The sequence below is a fragment of the Actinophytocola xanthii genome (assembly GCF_001921205.1).
Taxonomy (GTDB): Bacteria; Actinomycetota; Actinomycetes; order Mycobacteriales; family Pseudonocardiaceae; genus Actinophytocola; species Actinophytocola xanthii.
In genome coordinates this window covers 80,543-101,347 of sequence record NZ_MSIE01000031.1, presented here as the reverse complement: position 1 = coordinate 101,347, position 20,805 = coordinate 80,543, and the positions used below count along the sequence as shown (strand labels likewise).

The window sequence follows — 20,805 nt, the reverse complement described above, 5'->3', positions numbered from 1 at the left end:
AACGAGTTTTCGGGGTCGCGGGCTCAGCCGGCGTCCATGTGCTCGCGCAGGGTGCGCGGGCGCATGTCGGTCCAGACCTCGTCCACGTAGGCAGTGCACTCCTCCTGCGTTCCGGTGGGACCCTCCGTGCGCCAGCCGGCCGGAACCTCCAGGTGGGCGGGCCACAGGGAGTACTGCTCCTCGTCGTTGACCAGTACGCGGTAGGTGATGTCGTCCCTCATCGGTTCTGTTCCTCTCTCGGGTAGTGACGCAGGGTCGGGTTCACGGTCACCGCGAGCGCGGCGACCGTCATGCCCGCCGCGCTGACCAGCACGGCGGTCGTCGGGGTGGTGGACTCGGCCAGCAGGCCGCCCAGGGCGGGGCCCGCGGCCGCCGCGCCGCCCACGGCGAGGTTGAGCGAGCCGCTCAACCGGCCGCGCAGCTCGTCGGGGGTCAGCAGCAGCTGGTGGGTGACGATCGTGGTGTTCGCGGTCGGCGCGAGCAGGGCCATCGCCGCGAACAGGACGCCGAGCAGGTAGCCGTTGTGCACCAGCACCGCCAGCGGGGACAGCGCGGCCAGCGCCCAGAACACGCCAGCGATGGCCACGTGCGGGGAGAGCCGGCGGTGCAGCGACGGCGCCAGCACCGCGCCCAGCACCCCGCCGACGCCCAGCATCGCGGCCATCACGCCGATCTCGCCGGCCGGGGTGCCGCGGCGCGCGGCGAGCACGACGACGACGAGGTAGTAGGCGGCGAAGAACAGGTTCAGCGCCACCGCGCACGCGGTCGTCACCCGGATCTCCCTGCGCTGCCACAGGAAGCGCAGGCCCTCGCGGATCTCCTGCCCGATCCGGCCGTGCGGCGCGGGCTCGGCGCGGCGGGCCGGCGCTCGGAGGAACAGCAGCGTGACGAACGCGACGGCGTGGGTCAGCAGGTCGAGCAGGAACGGCGCCCAGCGCGCGACGCCGAACAGCAGCCCGCCCAGCGCCGTACCCGACATCTGCCCGATCGACGAACGTGCGCTGTTGGTCGCGACGGCCGTCGCCAGCTGCCGCTCCGGCACGAGCGAGGGCAGCATGGCGTCCTCGGCCGGTTCGAACAGCGCCCGGCACGCGCCGAGCACCGCCGCCACCGCGACCAGGTGCGCCACGCTCGCCCCGTCCAGCAGCAGCGCTGCGACCAGGCTCGCCAGCGCCACGACCTGGGCCAGCTCGCAGGCCAGCATGACCCGCCGGCGGTCCCACCGGTCGACCAGCGCGCCGGCGGGCAGTGCCAGCACGGCCTGGGCGACGGCGTCGGCGGCCAGCACCAGCCCCGAGGCGGTCGCCGACCCGGTGATGGCCAGCACCACGAGCGGGAACGCGAGCATCGACGCGCTGAACCCGATCTCCGCGCACCCCTGGCCGACCCAGAGCAGCGTGAAGTCCCGGTTCCGCCGGAGCGGCACCTCCTCCACAGTGGACCTGCTCATCGGACGTCCTCCGCCATGCCGCGCAGCGCCTCGGCGAAGTCGGCGGCGACGGCCTCGACCGCGGCGCGGTCGAACCGGTCGGCGCGGAAGTACCAGGCGAACGAGAGCCGGCCGTCGGAGGCCTCGCCGACCACGTCCACGAGGTGCTCGCCGCGGTCGGCGGGGTCCTGGTCGGCGCCGATCGCCGGCAGCGTCGCGCCGAACAGGCTCTGCTCCTCGTCCTCGGCACGGGAGTCGAACTGGCCGAGGTAGTTGAACGACAGCCCCGGCAACGGACCCGGGTCCGCCAGCGACCCGAGGTAGCGCAGCGCGCCGTAGCCGAAGCCGTTGCGCGGCAGGGAACGCAGCTGCTTGCGGACCGCCCGGACCAGCGTCCGCCAGTCGCCCGGCCGGCCCTGCTCGGGCACGGTCAGCGCGACCGGGAACATCGTGGTGAACCAGCCGACGGTGCGTGACACGTCGAGGTCCAGCACGTCCTCCCGGCCGTGTCCCTCCAACGTCACCGCGACACGGTCGCGGCCGGTCCACCGGGACAGCGCCCAGGCGAGCGCGGCGAGCAGCACGTCGTTGACCCGGGTGCGGTAGGCGGTCGGGGCGGCGCGCAGCAGGGCCTCGGTGTCCGCGGCGTCCAGCACGACCTCCACCGCGTCGGTGCCGCAGCCGCCGGCCGGGTCGGTGGTCGGCAGGTCCCCGGCGTCGCGGGCGGCGGACCAGAAGTCCAGCTCGGCGTCGAGACCCCCATCGGCCACCAGCTCGGTGAGCGCGGTCGACCAGCGCTGCCAGGAGGTGGTCTTGGCTCCCAGGTCGACCGGCTCGCCCCGCAGGACCTGGTGGTAGGCGGTGTCGAGGTCGTCGACGAGCAGCCGCCAGGACACGCCGTCGACCACGAGGTGGTGGGCGACGAGCAGCAGCCGAGCGGGGCTGCCGTCGGCGAACCGGAACAACGCGGCCCGCAGCAGTGGGCCGGCGCCGAGGTCGAAGCCGGCGTGCAGGGCGTCGGCCAGCTCGGTCACCGCGGGGTCCTCGGGGCCGGGGAGCTCGTGCATCTCGAGGACGTCGGCCGGTCGGTGGCCGGCGTTGTGCTGGTGCCAGCCGTCGCCGTCGCGGTGGAACCGCAGCCGCAGGGCGTCGTGGTGGGCCAGCAGCGCGTCGAGTGCCGCCCGCAGCGCGGCGGGGTCGGGCTCGCCGGGCAGCTCCACGTGGTGCGCCTGGTTGAAGTGGTGCGGGTTCGTCCGCCCCGAGGAGAAGAACCAGTGCTGGATCGGGGTGAGCGGCACGGCTCCGGTGACCTCGGCGCGGTCCTCCACACCGGACTCGACGGCGACGACCTCGGCCAGCTCGGCGATCGTCCTCGCGTTGAACAGGTCCTTGGTGGACAGGTAGAGCCCGTGGCGCCGGGCCCGCGCCACGACCTGGACGCTGAGGATCGAGTCGCCGCCCAGGGCGAAGAAGTTGTCGGTGATGCCCACTCGGTCGACGCCGAGCACGTCCGACCACACCCGGGCGAGCGTGGTCTCCACCGGCGTGCGCGGTGCGACGAACTCGGTCTCGGCCGGGGTGAGGTCGGGTTCGGGCAGCGCCCGCCGGTCGACCTTGCCGTTGGGGGACATCGGCAGCCGGTCGAGCGCGGCGAAGCCGGTCGGCACCAGGTACTCGGGCAGCCGCTCGCCGAGGAACTCCCGCAGCTCCCCGCCGCTCGGCACCCGGTCCCCGGCCGGCACGACATAGCCGACCAGGCGCTTGTGCCCGGCGGCGTCCGGCCGGACGGACGCGACCGAGTCGGCGACGTCGGGGTGCTCGCGCAGTGCCGCCTCGACCTCGCCCAGCTCGATCCGGAAACCCCGCACCTTGACCTGGTCGTCGGCCCGGCCGAGGAACTCCAGCTCCCCGGTCCGGTTCCAGCGCACCAGGTCGCCGGTGCGGTACATCCGCTCCCCCGGCTCCCCGTGGGGGTTCGCCAGGAACCGCGAGGCGGTCAGCCCCGACCGGCCGAGGTACCCGCGGGCCAGGCCGACGCCGGCCACGTACAGCTCGCCGGCGACCCCGACCGGCACCGGGCGCAGGTCGGCGTCGAGCACCAGCGCCCTGGTGTGCCAGATCGGGCGGCCGATCGGCGGAGCGCCCTGGTCCGGGGCGAGCGGCTGCGACCAGGTCGCGACGACCGTCGCCTCGGTCGGGCCGTAGGCGTTGACCAGCCGCCGTCCCGGCGCCCACTGGCGGACCAGCGCGGCCGAGCAGGCGTCGCCGCCGACCACCAGGGTGGCCAGGTCGGGCAGGTCGGTCTCCGGGACCGTCGCCAGCGCGACCGGCGGGATCAGCGTGTGGGTGACCCGGCAGCTCGCCAGGACCTCGGCGAGGTGCTCGCCGAGCAGCGGCCCGGGCGGCGGCACGACGATCGCCGCGCCGTGCGGCAGCGCCAGGCACAGCTCCAGCACCGAGGCGTCGAAGCTCGGCGAGGAGAACGCGAGCACCCGGTCACCGGGCCGGACGGCGAACCGGTCCGCCTCGGCGAAGGCGAAGTTGGCCAGCCCGCGGTGGGTGACGACCACGCCCTTGGGCGTGCCGGTGGACCCGGAGGTGTAGATGACGTAGGCCGGGTTGGCCAGCTCCGCGGCCGCCAGCTCGACGTCCGGGGCGTCGGTCGGGTGCACCTGCGCCGGGTCGTCGACCACCAGCACCGGCCGGGCGTCGGCGAGCATCAGCTCCTTGCGGTCCGCGGGGTAGTCCGGGTCCACCGGCAGGTAGGCCGCGCCGGCGGCGGCGACCGCGAGCTGGGCGACGATCAGCTCGACCGAGCGGGGCAGCACCAGCGCCACGACGGTCTCCGGCCGGGCGCCGCGGGCGGCGAGCACGCGGGCGAACCGGTCCACCCACCCGGCGAGGTCGGCGTAGCCGAGCACCAGGTCCCCGGCGACCAGCGCCGGCGCGTCCGGGGTGCGGGCCACCTGGGCGCGGAACAGCTCGATCAGCGTGGCCGGCTCGACGTCCGGTCCGGCGTCGTGCCAGGAGTCGACCAGGCGCCGTTCCTCGTCGGTGACGACGTCGATCGCGCCCACCGGCTGGTCCGGGTCGGCCGCGGCGGCGCCGAGGACGCGGTCCAGCCCGGTGGCGAAGCGCTCCGCGGTGGCGGCGTCGAACAGGTCGGTGTTGTAGGTGAGCACGGCCGCGAGCGAGCCGTCGTCGCCCTCGTGGAACTCGAAGGTCAGGTCGTAGCTCGCGGTCACGACCGGGAGGTCCACGTCCCGGGCGTGCAGGCCCGCGAAGTCCTCGGTCCGCTCGGCGGCGTTCTGCAACACGACCATGGCCTGGAACAGCGGGGTCCGGCTGGCGTCGCGGTCGGGGTCGACCGCGTCGACGACCCGCTCGAACGGCACGTCCTGGTTGGCGAACGCCGCGAGCGCGGTCTCCCGCACCCGGCCCAGGTGCTCGCGCAACGACCGCCGGGCGTCGACCGGCGTCCGCAGCACGAGCGTGTTCACGAAGAACCCGACGACGCGCCGCAGGTCCGGGTGCTCGCGTCCGGAGGCGACCGTGCCGACGGCGACGTCGTCCTGGCCGCTGAACCGGTGCAGCAGCGCGGTGCACGCGGCGACCAGCGCCATGAACAGCGTGCCGTCCTGCGCTCGGGCCACCGCCCGCAGCGCGTCGGCGACCGCGGCCGGCACGGTGAACCCGACCTGGGCGCCGGGCGTGGTGTGCACGGGCGGGCGCGGCCGGTCGGTGGGCAGGTCGAGCGCGGGGACGCCGGCCAGCACCTGCTGCCAGTGCCGCAGCTGGGACTCCAGCACCTCGGTGCGCCCGCGCTGCCAGGCCGCGAAGTCGCGGTAGCGCACCGGCAGCTCCGGCAGGTCGGCCGGGACGCCGTCGACCTGGGCGCGGTACAGCTCGGCGAGGTCGCCGGCGACGATGCCGGCCGACCAGCCGTCGGTGACCACGTGGTGCGCGGTCAGCGCCAGCACGTGGTCCCCTGGCCCGAGGCGGAACACCCTCGCCCGCAGCAGCGGCCCGGCCACCAGGTCGAACGGCTCGGCCGCGACGGCGGTGAGCGTGGCGGCCAGGTCGGCCTCGGCGACGTCGACCACCGGCAGCGCGACCTCGCCCGGCGGGTGGACCCGCTGCATGCCGCGCCCGTCGACCTCGTGGCAGGTGGTGCGCAGGGACTCGTGCCGCGCGACCAGCGCGGTGAGGGCACCGCCGAGCGCGGTGAGGTCGAGCGGTCCGCGCAGGCGCACGGCGAGCGGAACCGTGTACTCGGTGCTGGTCGGGTCCAACTGGTGCAGGAACCAGAGCCGCTGCTGGGCGAAGGAGAGCGGGGTGTCCCCGCCGTGGTCACCGTCGTCGGGCACCGCCGGAATGGGCTCGGCGAGCCGGTCGCCGAGTGCCGCGGCGAGGTCGGCGACCGTGCTGTGGGTGAACAGCGTCAGCGGCGACAGCTCGACGCCGAGCCGGTCCCGCAGCCGGGAGACGACCCTGATGGCGATGATCGAGTCCCCGCCGAGCAGGAAGAAGTTGTCCTCGGCACCGACCCGTTCGACGCCGAGCACCTCGGCGAACACCGCCGCGACGGCGCGTTCGGCGTCGGTGCGCGGCTCGAGGTGGTCGTCGGTGCCGGTCGCGCTGGGCGCGGGCAGGGCACGCCGGTCCAGCTTGCCGTTGGTGGTGAGCGGGATCCGGTCGAGGGTGACGAACGCTGCGGGCACCATGTGCGCCGGCAGCACGCGGGCGGCGCGGTCGCGGACCGCGGCGGTGTCGACGGTTCCCACCACGTAGGCGACCAGCCGGCGGTGGCCGGGCTCGTCCTCGCGGTCGACGACCGCGACCTGGGTGACCTCGGGGTCGGCGGCCAGGACCGCCTCCACCTCGCCCAGCTCGATCCGGAACCCGCGGATCTTGACCTGCTGGTCGCCGCGGCCCAGGTACTCCAGGCCGCCGCCGGAGGTCCAGCGGACGATGTCGCCCGAGCGGTACATGCGAGTTCCGGGCGGCCCGAACGGGTCGGCGACGAACCTGCTCGCGGTGAGCCCCGGCCGGTTCAGGTAGCCCCGGGCCAGGCCGGCGCCGGCCACGTACAGCTCACCGGGTGCCCCGGGCGGCACCGGGTCGAGGTCGGCGTCCAGGACGTAGGTCCGCAGGTCCGGGATCGGTTCGCCGACCAGGCTGCCCCTGGCCGACGCCGCCGTCTCCGCGTCCAGCGCGACGTGGGTGACGTGCACGGTGGTCTCGGTGATGCCGTACATGTTCACCAGCACCGGCGCGTCGTCGGCGTGGTGCCGGTACCAGGAGGCAAGGCGGGACAGGTCCAGCGCCTCGCCGCCGAACACGACGTGCCGCAGCGCCAGGTCGGTTCCCGGCTCGGCCTCGTCGGCGGCGACCAGCTGGTAGAAGGCCGACGGCGTCTGGTTCAGCACGGTCACCCGCTCGGCGGCCAGCAGCGCCAGCAGCGCGCGCGGGTCGCGGGTGACCTCGTGCGGGACGACGACCAGCCGCCCGCCGTGCAGCAGCGGCCCCCACAGCTCCCAGACCGAGAAGTCGAAGGCGTAGGAGTGGAACAGCGCCCACACGGCCGAGGAGTCGAAGCCGAACCAGTGGTCGGTCGCGGTGAACAGCCGGGTGACGTTGGCGTGCGGGATCACCACGCCCTTGGGCACCCCGGTCGAGCCGGAGGTGTAGATCACGTAGGCGGGGTGCTCGGGACGCACCTCCACCGCGACCGGGTCGGCCGGGTAGCCGCCCAGGTCGGGCAGCGCGCCCTCGACCACGGTGACCGGGCGGGCGTCGGCGACGGTCCGCGCGATCCGCTCGGCCGGGTAGTCCGGGTCCAGCGGGAGGTAGCCGGCACCGGACTTGAGCACGCCCAGCACGGCGACGACCAGGTCGGCACAACGCGGCAGGGAGAGCCCCACCAGGCGCTCCGGCCCGGCGCCCCGCTCGAGGAGGGCGTGCGCCAGCCGGTTGGACAGCACGTCCAGCTCGGCGTAGGTGAGCGCCCGGTCCCCGTCGGTCACGGCGACCGCGTGCGGGGTGCGTGCGGCCTGCCGGGCGAACAGCTCGGTGATCGTGACCGGCGTCCCCGGGGTGGCCGAGCCGTTCCACTCCACCAGCACCCGCTCGCGCTCGGCGGCCGAGAGCACCGGCAGCTCGTCCACCGTCCGGTCGAGGTCGGTCGCCATCGCGGCGACCACCCGCCGGAACCGCCCCGCGAGGGCCTCGGCGCCGGCCTGGTCGAACAGGCGGGGGTCGTAGCCGAGCTCGAGGTGCAGCACCGCGTCGTCGACGTGGGCGGCGACGCTGATCGCCAGGTTGGTGGTCTCGGCGCTCTCGACGGCGCTCACCCGCGGCCCGTCGGCGTGCTCGCCGTCGATCGGGTAGTTCTCGAAGGCGACCAGGCTGTCGAACAGCGGTTCCCCGGCCGGCACCTCGCCGCACGCCCGGACCTGCGAGAGCGACAGGAAGTCGTACCGGCGGGACTCGGCCTGCGCCTCCTGCAGCGCACGCAGCCACTCCGGCAGCGCCGCGCCCGGCTCGACGCGGACGCGGGTGGGCACGGTGTTGATGAACATGCCGACGATCGACTCGACACCCGGCAGGTCACCGGGGCGGCCGGACACGGTCGTGCCGAACACGACGTCGCGTTCCCCGCTGTGCCGGGCGAGCAGCAGCGCCCAGGCGCCCTGCACCAGGGTGTTGACCGTCAGCCCGTGCTCGCGTGCGGTCCGCTCGAGGTCGCGGGCGGGCAGCGAGAGCGCCACGGCGGCGGAGGTCTCGGTGCGGTGCGCGGCGACCGGCGCCCGGTCGAACGGCAGCGGGGTCCGCTCGGTGATCCCGGCGAGGACCTCGCGCCAGTGCCGCTCGGCGGCCGCCACGTCCTGCTCGGCGAGCCAGGCGAGGTAGTCGCGGAAGGGCCGCCGGGCCGGTCCCGCGGCCGGGCGGCCGGTGGCCAGCGCGGCGTACTCGGCGAGCACGTCGGCGAAGACCTGGGAGGTGCTCCAGCCGTCGAGCAGCAGGTGGTGGCAGGTCCACAGGAGGTCGACGGCGCCAGGCCCGGCCGGCTCGACCACCAGGCGCATGAGCGGCGCGCTCGCGGGGTCGAGGTCGGCGGTCAGGTCCTGCGCCGAGATGGCCCGGTACTCCACGGGCACTGCCACGTCCCGGCGCACGACCTGCACCGGCGTGCCGACGCCGCGCCAGACGAACTCGGTGCGCAGGATCGGGGTCCGGTCCACCACCCGCTGCCAGGCCGTACCGAGCAGGCGCGGGTCGTCCACGCCGTCGAGCCGGACGCGGGTCTGGGTCACGTACGCGCCGGCCTCGCCGGTGTCGTTGGCCAGGCTGTGGAACAGCATGCCCGCCTGCATCGGGGTGAGCGGGTAGACGTCCTCGACGTCCCGGCCGTCCCCGACCAGACGGTCCACTTCGGACTGGGTGAGCCGGGCGAGCGGGAAGTCCGACGGCGTCCGGCCGCCGTGCTCGGCGCAGTGGGCGGTGATCTCCAGCAGGGCGCCGCGGGCCCGCTCGGCCAGCGCCAGCACGGTCGGCTCGTCGTGCAGCTCGCCCGAGTACTCCCACTCCACCCGCAGGCGGCCGTCCTCGACCGCGGCGGTGATGTCGAGCAGGTGGCCGCGCCGGGTGTCCGAGCCGATGTCCTGCCCGAGCGGCTCGGCGGTACCGCGCAGCAGGCCGTCCTCGGCGTCGCCGGCGTCGAAGCGGCCGAGGTAGTTCACACAGACCTGCGGCTCCGGCACGTCCTCGAGCCCGGCGTCGGGGCGCAGGTAGCGCAACGCCTCGAAGCTCATGCCGCGGTGCGGCACCGCGCGCAGCGCCTCCTTGACCGACTTCAGCGTCGTGCCCCAGTCGGCCTCGGGCACCTCCAGGGCGACCGGGAACTGGCTGGTGAACCAGCCCACCGTGCGGCTGGTGTCCAGGCCGTCGAGCACGTCCTCGCGGCCGTGCCCCTCCAGGGTGAGCAGGACGCGCGGCCCTCCGGTCCACTCGGCAAGCGCCCGGCCGATCGCGGCCAGCAGCACGTCGTTGACCTGGGTGCGGTAGGCCTCGGGCACCCGGCGCAGCAGCGCGTCGGTCTCCTCGGCGCTCAGCACGGTGCTGACCGTGCGGGCGGTGGCGATGGTGTTGTCCCCGTCGGGCCGGTCCAGCGGGAGCGGCGGCGCGGCGGGCACGGCACGCCAGTGCGGCAGGTCGGCGTCGAACCCGCCGGAGCGCACGTGCTCGCCCAGCAGCCGGGCCCACTGTCCGAAAGAGACGGTTCGGGGACCGAGTGCCGACGGGTCGGCGTAGGCGCGTTCCAGGTCGGCCAGCAGCACCCGCCAGGACACCGCGTCGACGACGAGGTGGTGTGCGGTCAGGAACAGCACGGGGTCGGCGCCGGCGAACAGGACCGCGCGCAGCACCTCGCCCCGCGCGGGGCGAAGCGACGCCTGGGCGGCGCGGGCGATCCGGTCGCGCTCCTCCTCCGCCGCCTCCTCGACGGTCAGGACGTCGCCGCCGGCGCCGGGCTCCTGGGTGCTGTCGGTGAACCGGGTCCGCAGCGCCGGGTGCTGGTCGACCAGGGCGGCCAGCGCCCGGCGCAGCCGTTCGACGTCGACGTCCGGGGAGAGCCCCACGGTCATCGACATCGCGTAGTGGTCGCGGTGCTCGGGCGGGTGGGTGTCGAGGAACCAGCGCTGGATCGGGGTGAGCGGCGCCGGGCCGGCCTGGTCGGTGGGCTGTGCCCGGGTCGTCTCCCGGGTGGCGACCAGCGCGAGGTCGGCGACGGTCTGCCGCAGGAAGATGTCCTTGGCGGTGAACCGGATCCCGGCCTCGCGGGCGGCGGACACGACCTGCATGCTCAGGATCGAGTCGCCGCCGAGGGCGAAGAAGTTGTCGTGCGCGCCGACCCGCGCCACACCCAGCGCGCTCGCCCAGATCGCGGCCAACTCGCCGGCGGTCCCCGGTGTCGGCTCGACGAAGCCGGCCTCCGCCGGGGCCGGCGGCTCGGGCAGCGCCCGGTGGTCGACCTTGCCGTTGGGGGTGGTGGGCAGGGCCGCCAGCGGCACGAGCGCGGCCGGCACCAGGTAGTCGGGCAGCGTGGCGCGCAGGTGCTCGGTCAGCTCGGCGGGGTCGCCGCCGACGACGTAGCCGACCAGCCGCAGGTGGTCGCCGGCCGCGCGGGGCACGACGACGGCCTCCCGCACGTCCGGGTGGGCGAGCAGGGCCGCCGCGACCTCGCCGGGCTCCACCCGGTGGCCGCGGATCTTGACCTGGTCGTCGGCCCGGCCGAGGTAGTCCAGGTCGCCGTCCACCGTCCACCGGACCCGGTCCCCGGTCCGGTACATTCGAGTGCCGGGCGCGCCGAACGGGTCGGCCAGGAACCGCCGTGCGGTCAGCCCCGGGCGACCGAGGTAGCCGCGGGCCACCTGCGGGCCGGCCAGGTACAGCTCACCCGGCACGCCCACCGGCACCGGCCGCAGCTCCCCGTCCAGTACGTAGGCCCGAACCGTCCTCAGTGGACGGCCGATCAGCGGACGGCTGCCCGGCGTCACCCTGCGCACCGTGGCGTCCACGGTGACCTCGGTCGGCCCGTAGTAGTTGATCGCGGTCAGGTCCGGCCGCTCGGCGAGCTCCCGCCAGAGCGCCTCGCCCGCCGCCTCGCCGCCGAAGGTGACCAGCTCGACGCCGGAGTCCGCGAGGCCCGCGGCCATGAGCTGGGTGGCGTAGCTGGGGGTCAGGTCGACGGCGGTGATCCCGGCCTCGCGGAGGTAGTCCACGAGCGCGGGCGGGTCCAGGCGCAGGTCCTCGTCGATCACGTGCAGCTCGTGGCCGGCGGCCAGGAACAGCAGCCCCTCCAGCGAGGTGTCGAAGGAGAACGAGGCGGTCACCGCGAACCGCTGCCGCCCCCGCAGCGGGGCGATCAGGTCGACCAGGTGGTCGTGATAGAGCGCGGCCAGGTTGGCGTGGTCGACCTCGACGCCCTTGGGCACGCCGGTGGACCCGGAGGTGTGGATGACGTAGGCGCGGTGCGCCGGGTGCGGGACCACCCCGGGGTCGGTAGCCGGCAGGTCGCCGGTGTCGGGGATCTCGTCGAGCACCACCACGGGGTCGGTGTCGGCCAGCAGGAAGGCCACCCGGTCGGCCGGGAGCCCGGGGTCGATCGGCACGTACCCGGCGCCCGACCTGAGCACGCCGAGCATCGCGACGACGAAGTCGACCGAGCGCGGCAGGCGCAGCGCGACGAGCCGCTCCGGCCCGGCGCCCCGCGCGAGCAGCCAGCGGGCGAGTCGGTTGGCCTCCGCGTCCACCTGGGCGAACGTGCGCGAGTCCGAGCCGCACACCACGGCCACCGCGTGCGGGGTGCTGGCGGCCTGGGCGGCGAACACCCGCGGCAGCGCCGGCAACTGCCGGGTCAGGTCGCCGCCCTGCCAGGTCTGGAGCACCAGGTCCCGCTCGGCGGCGTCGGTGAGGTCGACGGCCGAGAGCGGCCGGTCCGGCGCCGTGGCGACCGCGGCCAGCAGCACTCGCAGGTGGTGGCCGAGGCGGTCGACGGTGTCCGCGTCGAACAGGTCGGGGTTGTACTCGATCCCGGCGAGCAGCTCGTCCCCGGACTGCTGGAACTCGAAGGTGAGGTCGTGGGTGGAGGTCACCACGGGCGCGGTGACCTCGGTGACCTCGAGCCCTGGCAGGTCGGGCAGCTCCTCGGGTGTGTTCTGCAGCAGGACCATCACGTCGAACAGCGGGTTGCGGCTGGGGTCGCGCTCGGGCGCCAGCGCGTCGACGACCCGCTCGAACGGCACGTCCTGGTGGGCGAACGCGGCCAGCACGGTGGCCCGTACCCGCGCCAGCAGCTCGGCGAAGGACTCGGCCTCCTCGACGGTCTCGCGGACCACGACCGTGTTGACGAAGAACCCGACCAGCCGGTCCAGCTCGGCCCGGTCGCGGCCGGCGGTGACGGTGCCCACCGCGATGTCCTGCTGGCCGCTGTAGCGGGCGAGCAGGACCTGGCAGGCGGCGAGCAGCGTCATGAACAGCGTGCTGTCCCGGCGCCGGCCGAGCTCCACCAGCGCCGCGGTCTCGGCCGCCGGCAGGGTGAACCGGTGCACGGCTCCCGCGCTCGTGCGCACGGCCGGGCGGGGCCGGTCGGTGGGCAGGTCGAGCGGCTCGACACCGGCCAGGGCGTCGCGCCAGTGGTCCAGGCTCCTGGCCGCGTCCTGTCCCGCCGCCCACTCCCGCTGCCAGGCGGCGAAGTCCCGGTAGCGCAACGGGACCGGCGCCGGCTCCGCGCCGCGGTACAGGGCGGCGAGGTCCTCGGTCAGCACGGAGGTGGACCAGCCGTCGGTGACGATGTGGTGCAGCGCCAGGACGAGCACGTGCTCGCGCGGAGCGAGCCGGACCAGCGTCGTGCGCAGCAGCGGTCCGGTGCGCAGGTCGAACGGGCGGGCGCACTCGGCGGCCAGCATCTCGTCCAGCCGCGCCGGGTCGCCGGCGAGGTCGACCAGCACCAGGTTCGCCGGGGTCGGGTCGTGGACGACCTGCACGCCTCGGCCGTCGACCTCGTCGAACGTGGTGCGCAGCGACTCGTGCCGGGCGACCAGCCCGGTGAGCGCGGCGGTCAGCGCCTCGACGTCCAGGTCGCCGGTGAGCCGCAGCGTGGTCGGCGAGACGTACTCGGTGCCGTTCTCCTCGAACTGGTCGAGGAACCACAGCCGCTGCTGGGCGAAGGACATCGGCGCCGGGCCGGTGCCGGCCGCCGCCGGGATCGGGGCGGTGTCACCACCGGGAACCGCCGCGGCGAGCGCGGCGACCGTCGGGTGCTCGAACACCGCCCGCGGGGAGATCTGGGTGCCGAACGCCGCACGCAGCCGCGACACGACCCGGATGCTGAGGATCGAGTCGCCGCCCAGAGCGAAGAAGTTGTCGTGCGCCCCGACCCGCTCGACGCCGAGCACGTCGGTCCAGGTGGCGGCGACGACCCGCTCGGCCTCGCTGCGCGGCGCGACGAACGTGTCCGCCTCGGCACGCAGGTCCGGGGCGGGCAGCGCCCGGCGGTCCAGCTTGCCGCTGGTGGTCAGCGGGAGCTCGTCGAGCGTGACGAACGCTGCCGGCACCAGGTAGTCCGGCAGGACCCCGGCGAGCGCCGTACGGGGGTCCTCGGTCGTGCCGACGAGGTAGGCGACGAGCCGGACGCCGGTGCCGTCGTCCCGCGCGACGACCGCCGCGTCGCGCACACCGGGCAGGTCCCGCAGCACGGCGGCGACCTCACCGGGCTCGACCCGGTGGCCGCGGATCTTGACCTGGTCGTCGGCCCGGCCGAGGTAGTCCAGGTCGCCCTCGTCGGTCCACCGGACCCGGTCGCCGGTCCGGTACATGCGCGTGCCGGGTGCGCCGAACGGGTCGGCGACGAACCTGCTCGCGGTCAGCCCCGGCCGGTTCAGGTAGCCCCGCGCGACCTGCGGGCCGGCCAGGTACAGCTCGCCCGGCACGCCCACCGGCACCGGCCGCAGCTCCGGGTCCAGGACATAGCCCCGCACCGTCGACATCGGAGCGCCGATCAGCGGACGGCTGCCCGGGGTGACCACCCGGACCGTGGCGTCCACGGTGACCTCGGTCGGCCCGTAGTAGTTGATCGCGGTCAGGTCCGGGCGCTCCGCGAGCGCCCGCCAGAGGGTGTCGGTCGCCGCCTCGCCGCCGATCATGATCAGGCCGACGCCGGCGTCGGCCAGCCCGGCGGCCATGAGCTGGGTGGCGTAGGTCGGCGTGAGGTCGACGGCGGTGATCCGGTTGCGGCGGAAGTACTCCACCAGCGCGGGCGGGTCCAGGCGCAGCTCCTCGTCGATCACGTGCAGCTCGTGGCCCTCGGCCAGGAACAGCGGGCCCTCCAGCGAGGTGTCGAACGAGAACGCCGCGGTCAGCGCGAACCGCTGCGGCGTGGGCAGGGTGTCGATGAGGTCGTGCCGGTGGTCGTGGTGCAGCGCGGCCAGGTTCGCGTGGTCGACGACGACGCCCTTGGGCCGGCCGGTGGAGCCGGAGGTGTAGATCACGTACGCGGCGTGCTCGGGCCGTACCGGGACGCCGGGGTCCTGCGCCGGGTATCCGGACAGGTCACCCAGCTCGTCGAGCACGAGCACCGGCCGGGCGTCGGCGAGGATGAACTCGACGCGGTCGGCAGGCAGCCCCGGGTCCATCGGCAGGTAGGCCGCACCCGACTTCAGCACGCCCAGCATCGCGACGACGAAGTCCACCGAGCGGGGCAGCCGGAGCCCGACGACGCGGTCGGGGCCGGCGCCCTGCTCGAGCAGCCGGTGGGCGAGCCGGCTGGCGGTGGCCTCCAGCTCGGCGAAGGTCAGCCGGGAGGCGCCGCAGACGAGCGCGGTGGCGTCGGGCGTGAGCGTGGCCCGGTGCCGGACCACCTGGTGGAACAGCGGTCCGGCGGTGAACGCGCCGTGCCCGGGCGGCGGCAGGACCAGCTCCCGGTCCGCGGTGGACAGCCAGGGCAGCTCGCCGAGCGGCCGGGCGGGGTCCTGCGCGATCCCGGCGACCAGTGCCAGCAGCCAGTCCGTCGCGCGGCGCGCGGTGGCGGGGTCGAGCAGTGCCGGGTCGTAGGCCAGCTCGAACCGCACCCGCTCGTCCAGGTTCACCGACAGGGTGAGCGGCAGGTTGGTGGTGTCGACCGTGTGCACCCCGGCCACCCGCAGTCCGTCCGCTGTGGACGCGTCCTCGAACGGGTAGTTCTCGAACACCACGACGCTGTCGAACAGCGCCGCGCCCGGTGCCAGGTCGGCGTGGGACTGCACGCGGGTCAGCGCCAGGAAGTCGTGCCGGCGCGACTCGCTCTGCGCGGCCTGGAGTTCCCGCAGCCACGGCTCCGCGGCACGGTGGGGGTCGACGGCGACCCGGGTCGGGACCGTGTTGATGAACATGCCGACCATGGCCTCGACGCCGGGCAGCTCCGCGGGCCGGCCGGAGACCGTGCTGCCGAACACCACGTCGTCGGTGCCCGCCCAGCGCGACAGCAGCAGCGCCCACGCGCCCTGCACGACGGTGTTCACGGTCAGCCCGGCGCGCTGGGCGGCGGCACGCAGGGTGCTGGTCGCCGCGGGGTCCAGCTCGGCGCGGACCGAGGCGCTCGACTCGGTGCGGTGGGCCTGCGTGGGCTGGCGGTCGTAGGGGACGGCGACCGGGGCGTCGAACCCGGCGAGCACCGACCGCCAGTAGGCGTCGGCGGCCTCGGTGTCCTGCTCCGCGAGCCAGCCCAGGTAGTCGCGGAACGGACGCCGCGCCGGCACGGTGGCGGGGACGCCGCGGCCGATCGCCGCATGCCGGGCACAGACCTCGGCGAACACCTGTCCGGTGCTCCACCCGTCGAGCAGGACGTGGTGGGTCGACCAGAGCAACACGACCCGGTCCTCGCCGGTCCGCACGATCACCAGCCTGGTCAGCGGCGCCCGCCCGGGGTCCAGGCGCTCGGCGCGGTCCCGCGCGACCAGCTCCTCCAGCTCGTGCTCCGGGCGGCCCCGCAGGTCGTGGTGGACGACCGGCAGGTCGACGCGGCGGTGTACGACCTGCACCGGCTCGGGGAGGTCACCGGGCACCCCGTCCCAGACCAGGCTCGTGCGCAGCACGGGGTTGCGCTCGACGGTCTGGCGGAAGGCCTCGGCGAGCACCTCCGGGTCGGGAACGCCGTCGAGGACCAGCCGCACCTGGTCCACATAGGCGCCGCTGTCCGGGTCGACCAGGCTGTGGAAGAGCATGCCGGCCTGCAGCGGGGTGAGCGGGTAGACGTCGACGACGTCGGTGCCGTCCCCGGCGATCGCGTCCACCTGCTCCTGGGTCAGGCGCGCCAGCGGGAAGTCCGAGGGGGTGCGTCCGCCGGCCCCGGGTGCCGCGCAGTGCTCGGCGATCTCCCGCAGCGCGGCGGTGGTCGCCTCGGCCAGGCCCCGCACGGTCGCCTCGTCGTGTCGCGCGGTGGAGTACTGCCAGGCCAGGACCAGCTCACCGCCCTGGACGAGGCCGTTGACCTCGAGCGGGAAGTCCAGCGGCGCCGCGGGGTCCACCTCGGCTCCGGTCGGCTCGTGGCGGGTGCGGAACACCTCGCCCGCGTCGTCCTCCCAGCGGCCGTGGTAGTTCACGCAGACCGGCGGCAGCGGCGCGGAAAGCCCGCTGCCCGGCCGCAGGTACCGCAGCGCCTCGAAGCTCATCCCGCGCCGGGGCACGGCGCGGACCTGCTCCTTGACCGCCTTGAGCGCGGCGTCCCAGCCGCCGGCCGGCAGGTCGAGCGTGAGCGGGTACTGGGTGGTGAACCAGCCGACCGTGCGGGACAGGTCCACTCCCCCGACGACGTCCTCGCGGCCGTGGCCCTCGAGGGTGACCGCGACGGTGTCCCGCCCGGTCCAGTCGCCGAGCACCCGGCCGAGCGCGGTCAGCAGCACGTCGTCGGCGTGGGCGCGGTAGCGCTCCTCGGCCAGCCGCAGCAGTGCCGCCGTCGTGTCGCGGTCGAGCCGGACGGTCAGCGACCGGGCGGTTCCGGCCGTGGCCTCGCCGTCGTGGTCGGCGGGCAGCGGTGCGGGCTCGGGCACGGCCGTCCAGTACGGCAGGTCGTCGTCGAACCCGCCGGTCGCGACGTGCTCGGCCAGGCGGTGGGCCCACGTGCCGTAGTCGGTGCCGACCGGGGTCAGCCGCACCGGCCGGCCCGCGGCCGCCTGGCGGTAGGCGGTGCGCAGGTCCTCGGTCAGCACGCGCCAGGACACCCCGTCCACCACCAGGTGGTGCGCGACGAGCAGCAGGCGGGCCTGGCGCCCCGGCCCGAGGTCGAACAGGAGTGCCCGCAGGACCCGGCCCGCGGCGAGGTCCAGCGCGACCCGCGCCGCCCGGGCGGCGGAAGCGACGCGGGCCGCGACGTCGACCTCGGCGACGCTGGCGAGGTCGACGGTCTCCAGGTCGACTGCCTCGACGTCCAGGGAGGCGTCCCCCGGTTCCTGCCGCCAGCTCTCACCGTCGCGGTGGAACCGGGTGCGCAGGGCGTCGTGGTGGGCGACGACGGCCGCGAGCGCGGTGCGCAGCGCGGCGTGGTCCACCTCGTCGGTCAGCTCCACCAGCAGCGACATCGTGAAGTGTTGGCGGTCGCCGTGGGTGGCGAAGAACCAGGACTGGATGGGGGTCAGCGGCGCCGGGCCCACCGGTGCCGGCGCGGCGGCAGCGGCGGGTTCGGCCGTGGTGACGACCGTGGCCAGCTCGGCGACGGTCTGGTTGGCGAACACGTCGCGGGAGGTGAACCGCAGGCCGGCCTGGCGGGCACGGGAGACCAGCTGGATGCTGAGGATCGAGTCGCCGCCGAGGCCGAAGAAGTTGTCGTTGGCCCCGACCCGCTCGGCGCCGAGCACCTCGGCCCACAGCGCCGCGAGGCGCTCCTCGGTCTCTCCCCGCGGCGCCTGGTAGGCGCTGTCGACGTCCACGCCGGTCTCCGGTGCGGGCAGGGCCCGCCGGTCGACCTTCCCGCTCGGGGTCAGCGGCAGCCGCTCGAGCACGACGAACGCCGCGGGCACGAGGTAGTCGGGCAGCACCCGCTTCAGCTCGGCCCGCAGCCCGGCCGGGGTGGGGCTCTGCCCGGCGGCCGGCACGACGTAGCCGACCAGCCTGCGGTGCCCGCCCTCGGCACCGTCCCCGCCCCTGGCCACCACGCAGGCCTCGCCGACACCCGCGCAGCCCAGCAACGCCGCCTCGACCTCGCCGGGCTCGATGCGGAACCCGCGGATCTTCACCTGGTCGTCGGCGCGGCCCAGGTACTGCACGGTGCCGTCCGGCAGCCAACGGACGACGTCGCCGGTCCGGTACATCCTGGTCCCGGCCGGCCCGAACGGGTCGGCGACGAACCTGCTGGCGGTCAGCCCGGGCCGGTCCAGGTAGCCGCGGGCCACCTGGGCGCCGGCGAGGTACAGCTCGCCCGGCACGCCGGTCGGCACCGGCCGCAGCCGCTCGTCGAGCACGTACGCCCGCAAGTTCCACAGTGGACGGCCGATGACCGGTCGCTCCCCCGCCACCCGCGCCGAGAGCGCGTCCACGGTGACCTCGGTCGGGCCGTAGAAGTTGTAGACGGCGGTGTCCGGCAGCGTGGCCAGCTCACGCCAGAGCGGCACGTCCAGCGCCTCGCCGCCGAGCATCAGCACGGCCGGCCGGTGCCGGGAGTCGGTGAGCAGCCCGGCCGGCAGCAGCCGGCGCAGGTAGGACGGGGTCAGGTCGAGGAAGTCGATCCGGTGGGTCACCACGTAGTCGACGAGCGCCTCGGGGTCGAGCCGGACCTCGTCGGTGAGCAGGTGCAGCTCGTGGCCGTCGGCCATCAGGACCGGGCCCTCCCACGAGGTGTCGAACGAGAACACCGCCGAGAGCGCGACCCGCAGCGGGCCGCCGCCGGCCGCGGCGACGAAGTCGGCCCGGTGGTTGTGCAGCAGGTTCACCAGCTGCCGGTGCTCGACCTGCACACCCTTGGGGCGGCCGGTGGAGCCGGAGGTGTAGACGACGTAGGCGGCGTTGTCCGGCCGGGGACCGTGTGCGGGCGGGGTGTCCGGCAGGCCGTCGGTCTCGAGTGGACCGTCCACGACGAGCACCGCGCCGGAGTCCTCGACGAGCTGGGCGCGGCGGCGCTCGGGCAGGGCCGGATCGACGGCGAGGTAGACCGCGCCGGCCTTGAGCACGGCCAGCTGCGCCACGACGGCCTCGGCCCGGCGCGGCAGGGCGACGGCCACCACGCGCTCCGGCCCGGCGCCGGCGGCGAGGAGCCGGTGGGCCAGCCGGTTGGCCCGGCGGTCCAGCTCGGCGAAGGTCAGCCGCTCGTCCCCGCAGACCAACGCGAGCCGGTCGGGGGTCCGGGCGGCCTGGGCGGCGAACAGGGCCGGGTAGGTCGTGGCCGGGACCTCGTGCGCGGTGTCGTTCCAGGTCTCCAGGACCGTCTCCCGCTCCGACCCGGCCAGCCACTCCACAGTAGACAGCGGGCGGTCGGGGGCGGTGGTGACCGCGTCGAGCAGGGCGACCAGGTGGCGAGCCAGCCGCTCGACGGTGTCGGCGTCGAACAGGTCGGTGCTGTACTCCAGCAGGCAGTCGACGCGGTCGGTGTGCTCGGTGAAGTCGAAGCTGAGGTCGAAGTTGGCGGTGTCGCGCCGCAGGGTGACCTCCTCGACCCGCAGGCCGGGGAACGCGGGCAGCCCGCGCCGCTCGTTCTGCAGGGTCACCAGCACGTCGAACAGCGGGTTGCGGCTGGGGTCGCGGGGCGCCCCGACCGCCTCGACCAGCCGGTCGAACGGCACCTCGTCGTGGCTGAACGCCTCGAGCGAGTCGCTCGCCACCCCGCGGAGGAACTCGGTGAACGTCAGCTCCTGGTCCACCGCCGGGCGCAGGACGACCGTGTTGACGAAGAACCCGACGACCCCGTCCAGCTCGGGCCGGGTCCGCCCCGAGGTCACGGTGCCCAGCGACACGTCCCGCTGGCCGCTGTAGCGCGCCAGCAGGACCGCGCAGGCCGCTGTCAGGGTGGTGAACAGCGTCGTGTCGCAGGTGCTCGCCACGTGCGTGAGACGCGAGGCGAGCACCCCGGGCACCGTGAACTCGTGGGCCGCACCCCGCGTCGAGCGCATCGCGGGGCGGGGCCGGTCGGTGGGCAGGTCGAGCGGGTCGGCGCCGTCGAGCACCCGGCGCCAGTAGTCCATGTGCCCGGTCATCGCCGGGCCGGCCAGCCGGTCCTGCTGCCAGACCGCGTAGTCGGCGTACTGGAGTGCCGGGGCCGCGGGGGTGGCGCCCGCGTAGCCGGCGGCCAGCTCGGCGAGCAGCACCCGCAGCGACCATCCGTCGACGACGATGTGGTGGGCGGTGAGCAGCAGCACGTGGTCGCGCGGTGCGAGGCGGACCAGCAGCGCCCGGAACAGCGGACCGCGGTGCAGGTCGAACGGCCGGGCGAACTCCGCGTCGAGCAGCGCGGCCAGCTCCTGCTCGGCGCACTCGCGGACCGGCAGCTCGGTGTCGGCGTCGGTGTGCACGACCTGGACCGGCCGCCCGTCGGCCTCGTCGAACGTGGTCCGCAGCGACTCGTGCCGGCGCGGCAGCGCCGCCACCGCCGCCGCGAGCGCCGGCACCCGCAGCTCACCGGTCAGCCGCAGGGCCACGCCGCTGTTGTAGTCGGTGCCGCCCGGGGTGAACTCGCTGGCGAACCACAGCCGCTGCTGGGCCGAGGACAGCGGCAGCGGCCCGCCGCGCGGTGCCGGGGTGATGGCTGCGGTGGGTTCGGGGGCGGAGCGGCCGGCCAGCCGCTCCGCCAGCTTGGCCCGCAGGTGCTCGGGCAGCGAGTCGATGCGGTGCTGTCGGGACGAGGTCATCGGGGAGCT

General features: G+C 75.2%; 3 protein-coding genes. All 3 read right to left on the bottom strand.

Features of this window, described 5'->3' with window-relative positions; genetic code table 11:
* Positions 1-23: 23 nt before the first annotated feature.
* Genes BU204_RS17885 through BU204_RS17875 form a run of 3 tightly spaced genes read right to left on the bottom strand, consistent with a single transcriptional unit; the run spans position 24 to position 20,796 of the window.
* Complete coding sequence (locus BU204_RS17885; protein WP_075126828.1) at positions 24-221, bottom strand: MbtH family protein; 198 nt, start codon at positions 219-221, stop codon at positions 24-26.
* Positions 218-1,450 (bottom strand): MFS transporter, encoded by a 1,233-nt coding sequence (locus BU204_RS17880; protein WP_075126827.1) that lies wholly within the window; start codon positions 1,448-1,450, stop codon positions 218-220. The genes BU204_RS17885 and BU204_RS17880 overlap by 4 nt, the downstream gene beginning before the upstream one ends.
* Positions 1,447-20,796 carry a non-ribosomal peptide synthetase gene (locus BU204_RS17875; protein ID WP_075126826.1) on the bottom strand — a complete coding sequence of 6,450 codons (19,350 nt, stop codon included), beginning with the start codon at positions 20,794-20,796 and terminating at the stop codon, positions 1,447-1,449. Before BU204_RS17875 ends, BU204_RS17880 begins: the two co-directional genes overlap by 4 nt.
* Positions 20,797-20,805 lie beyond the last annotated feature (9 nt).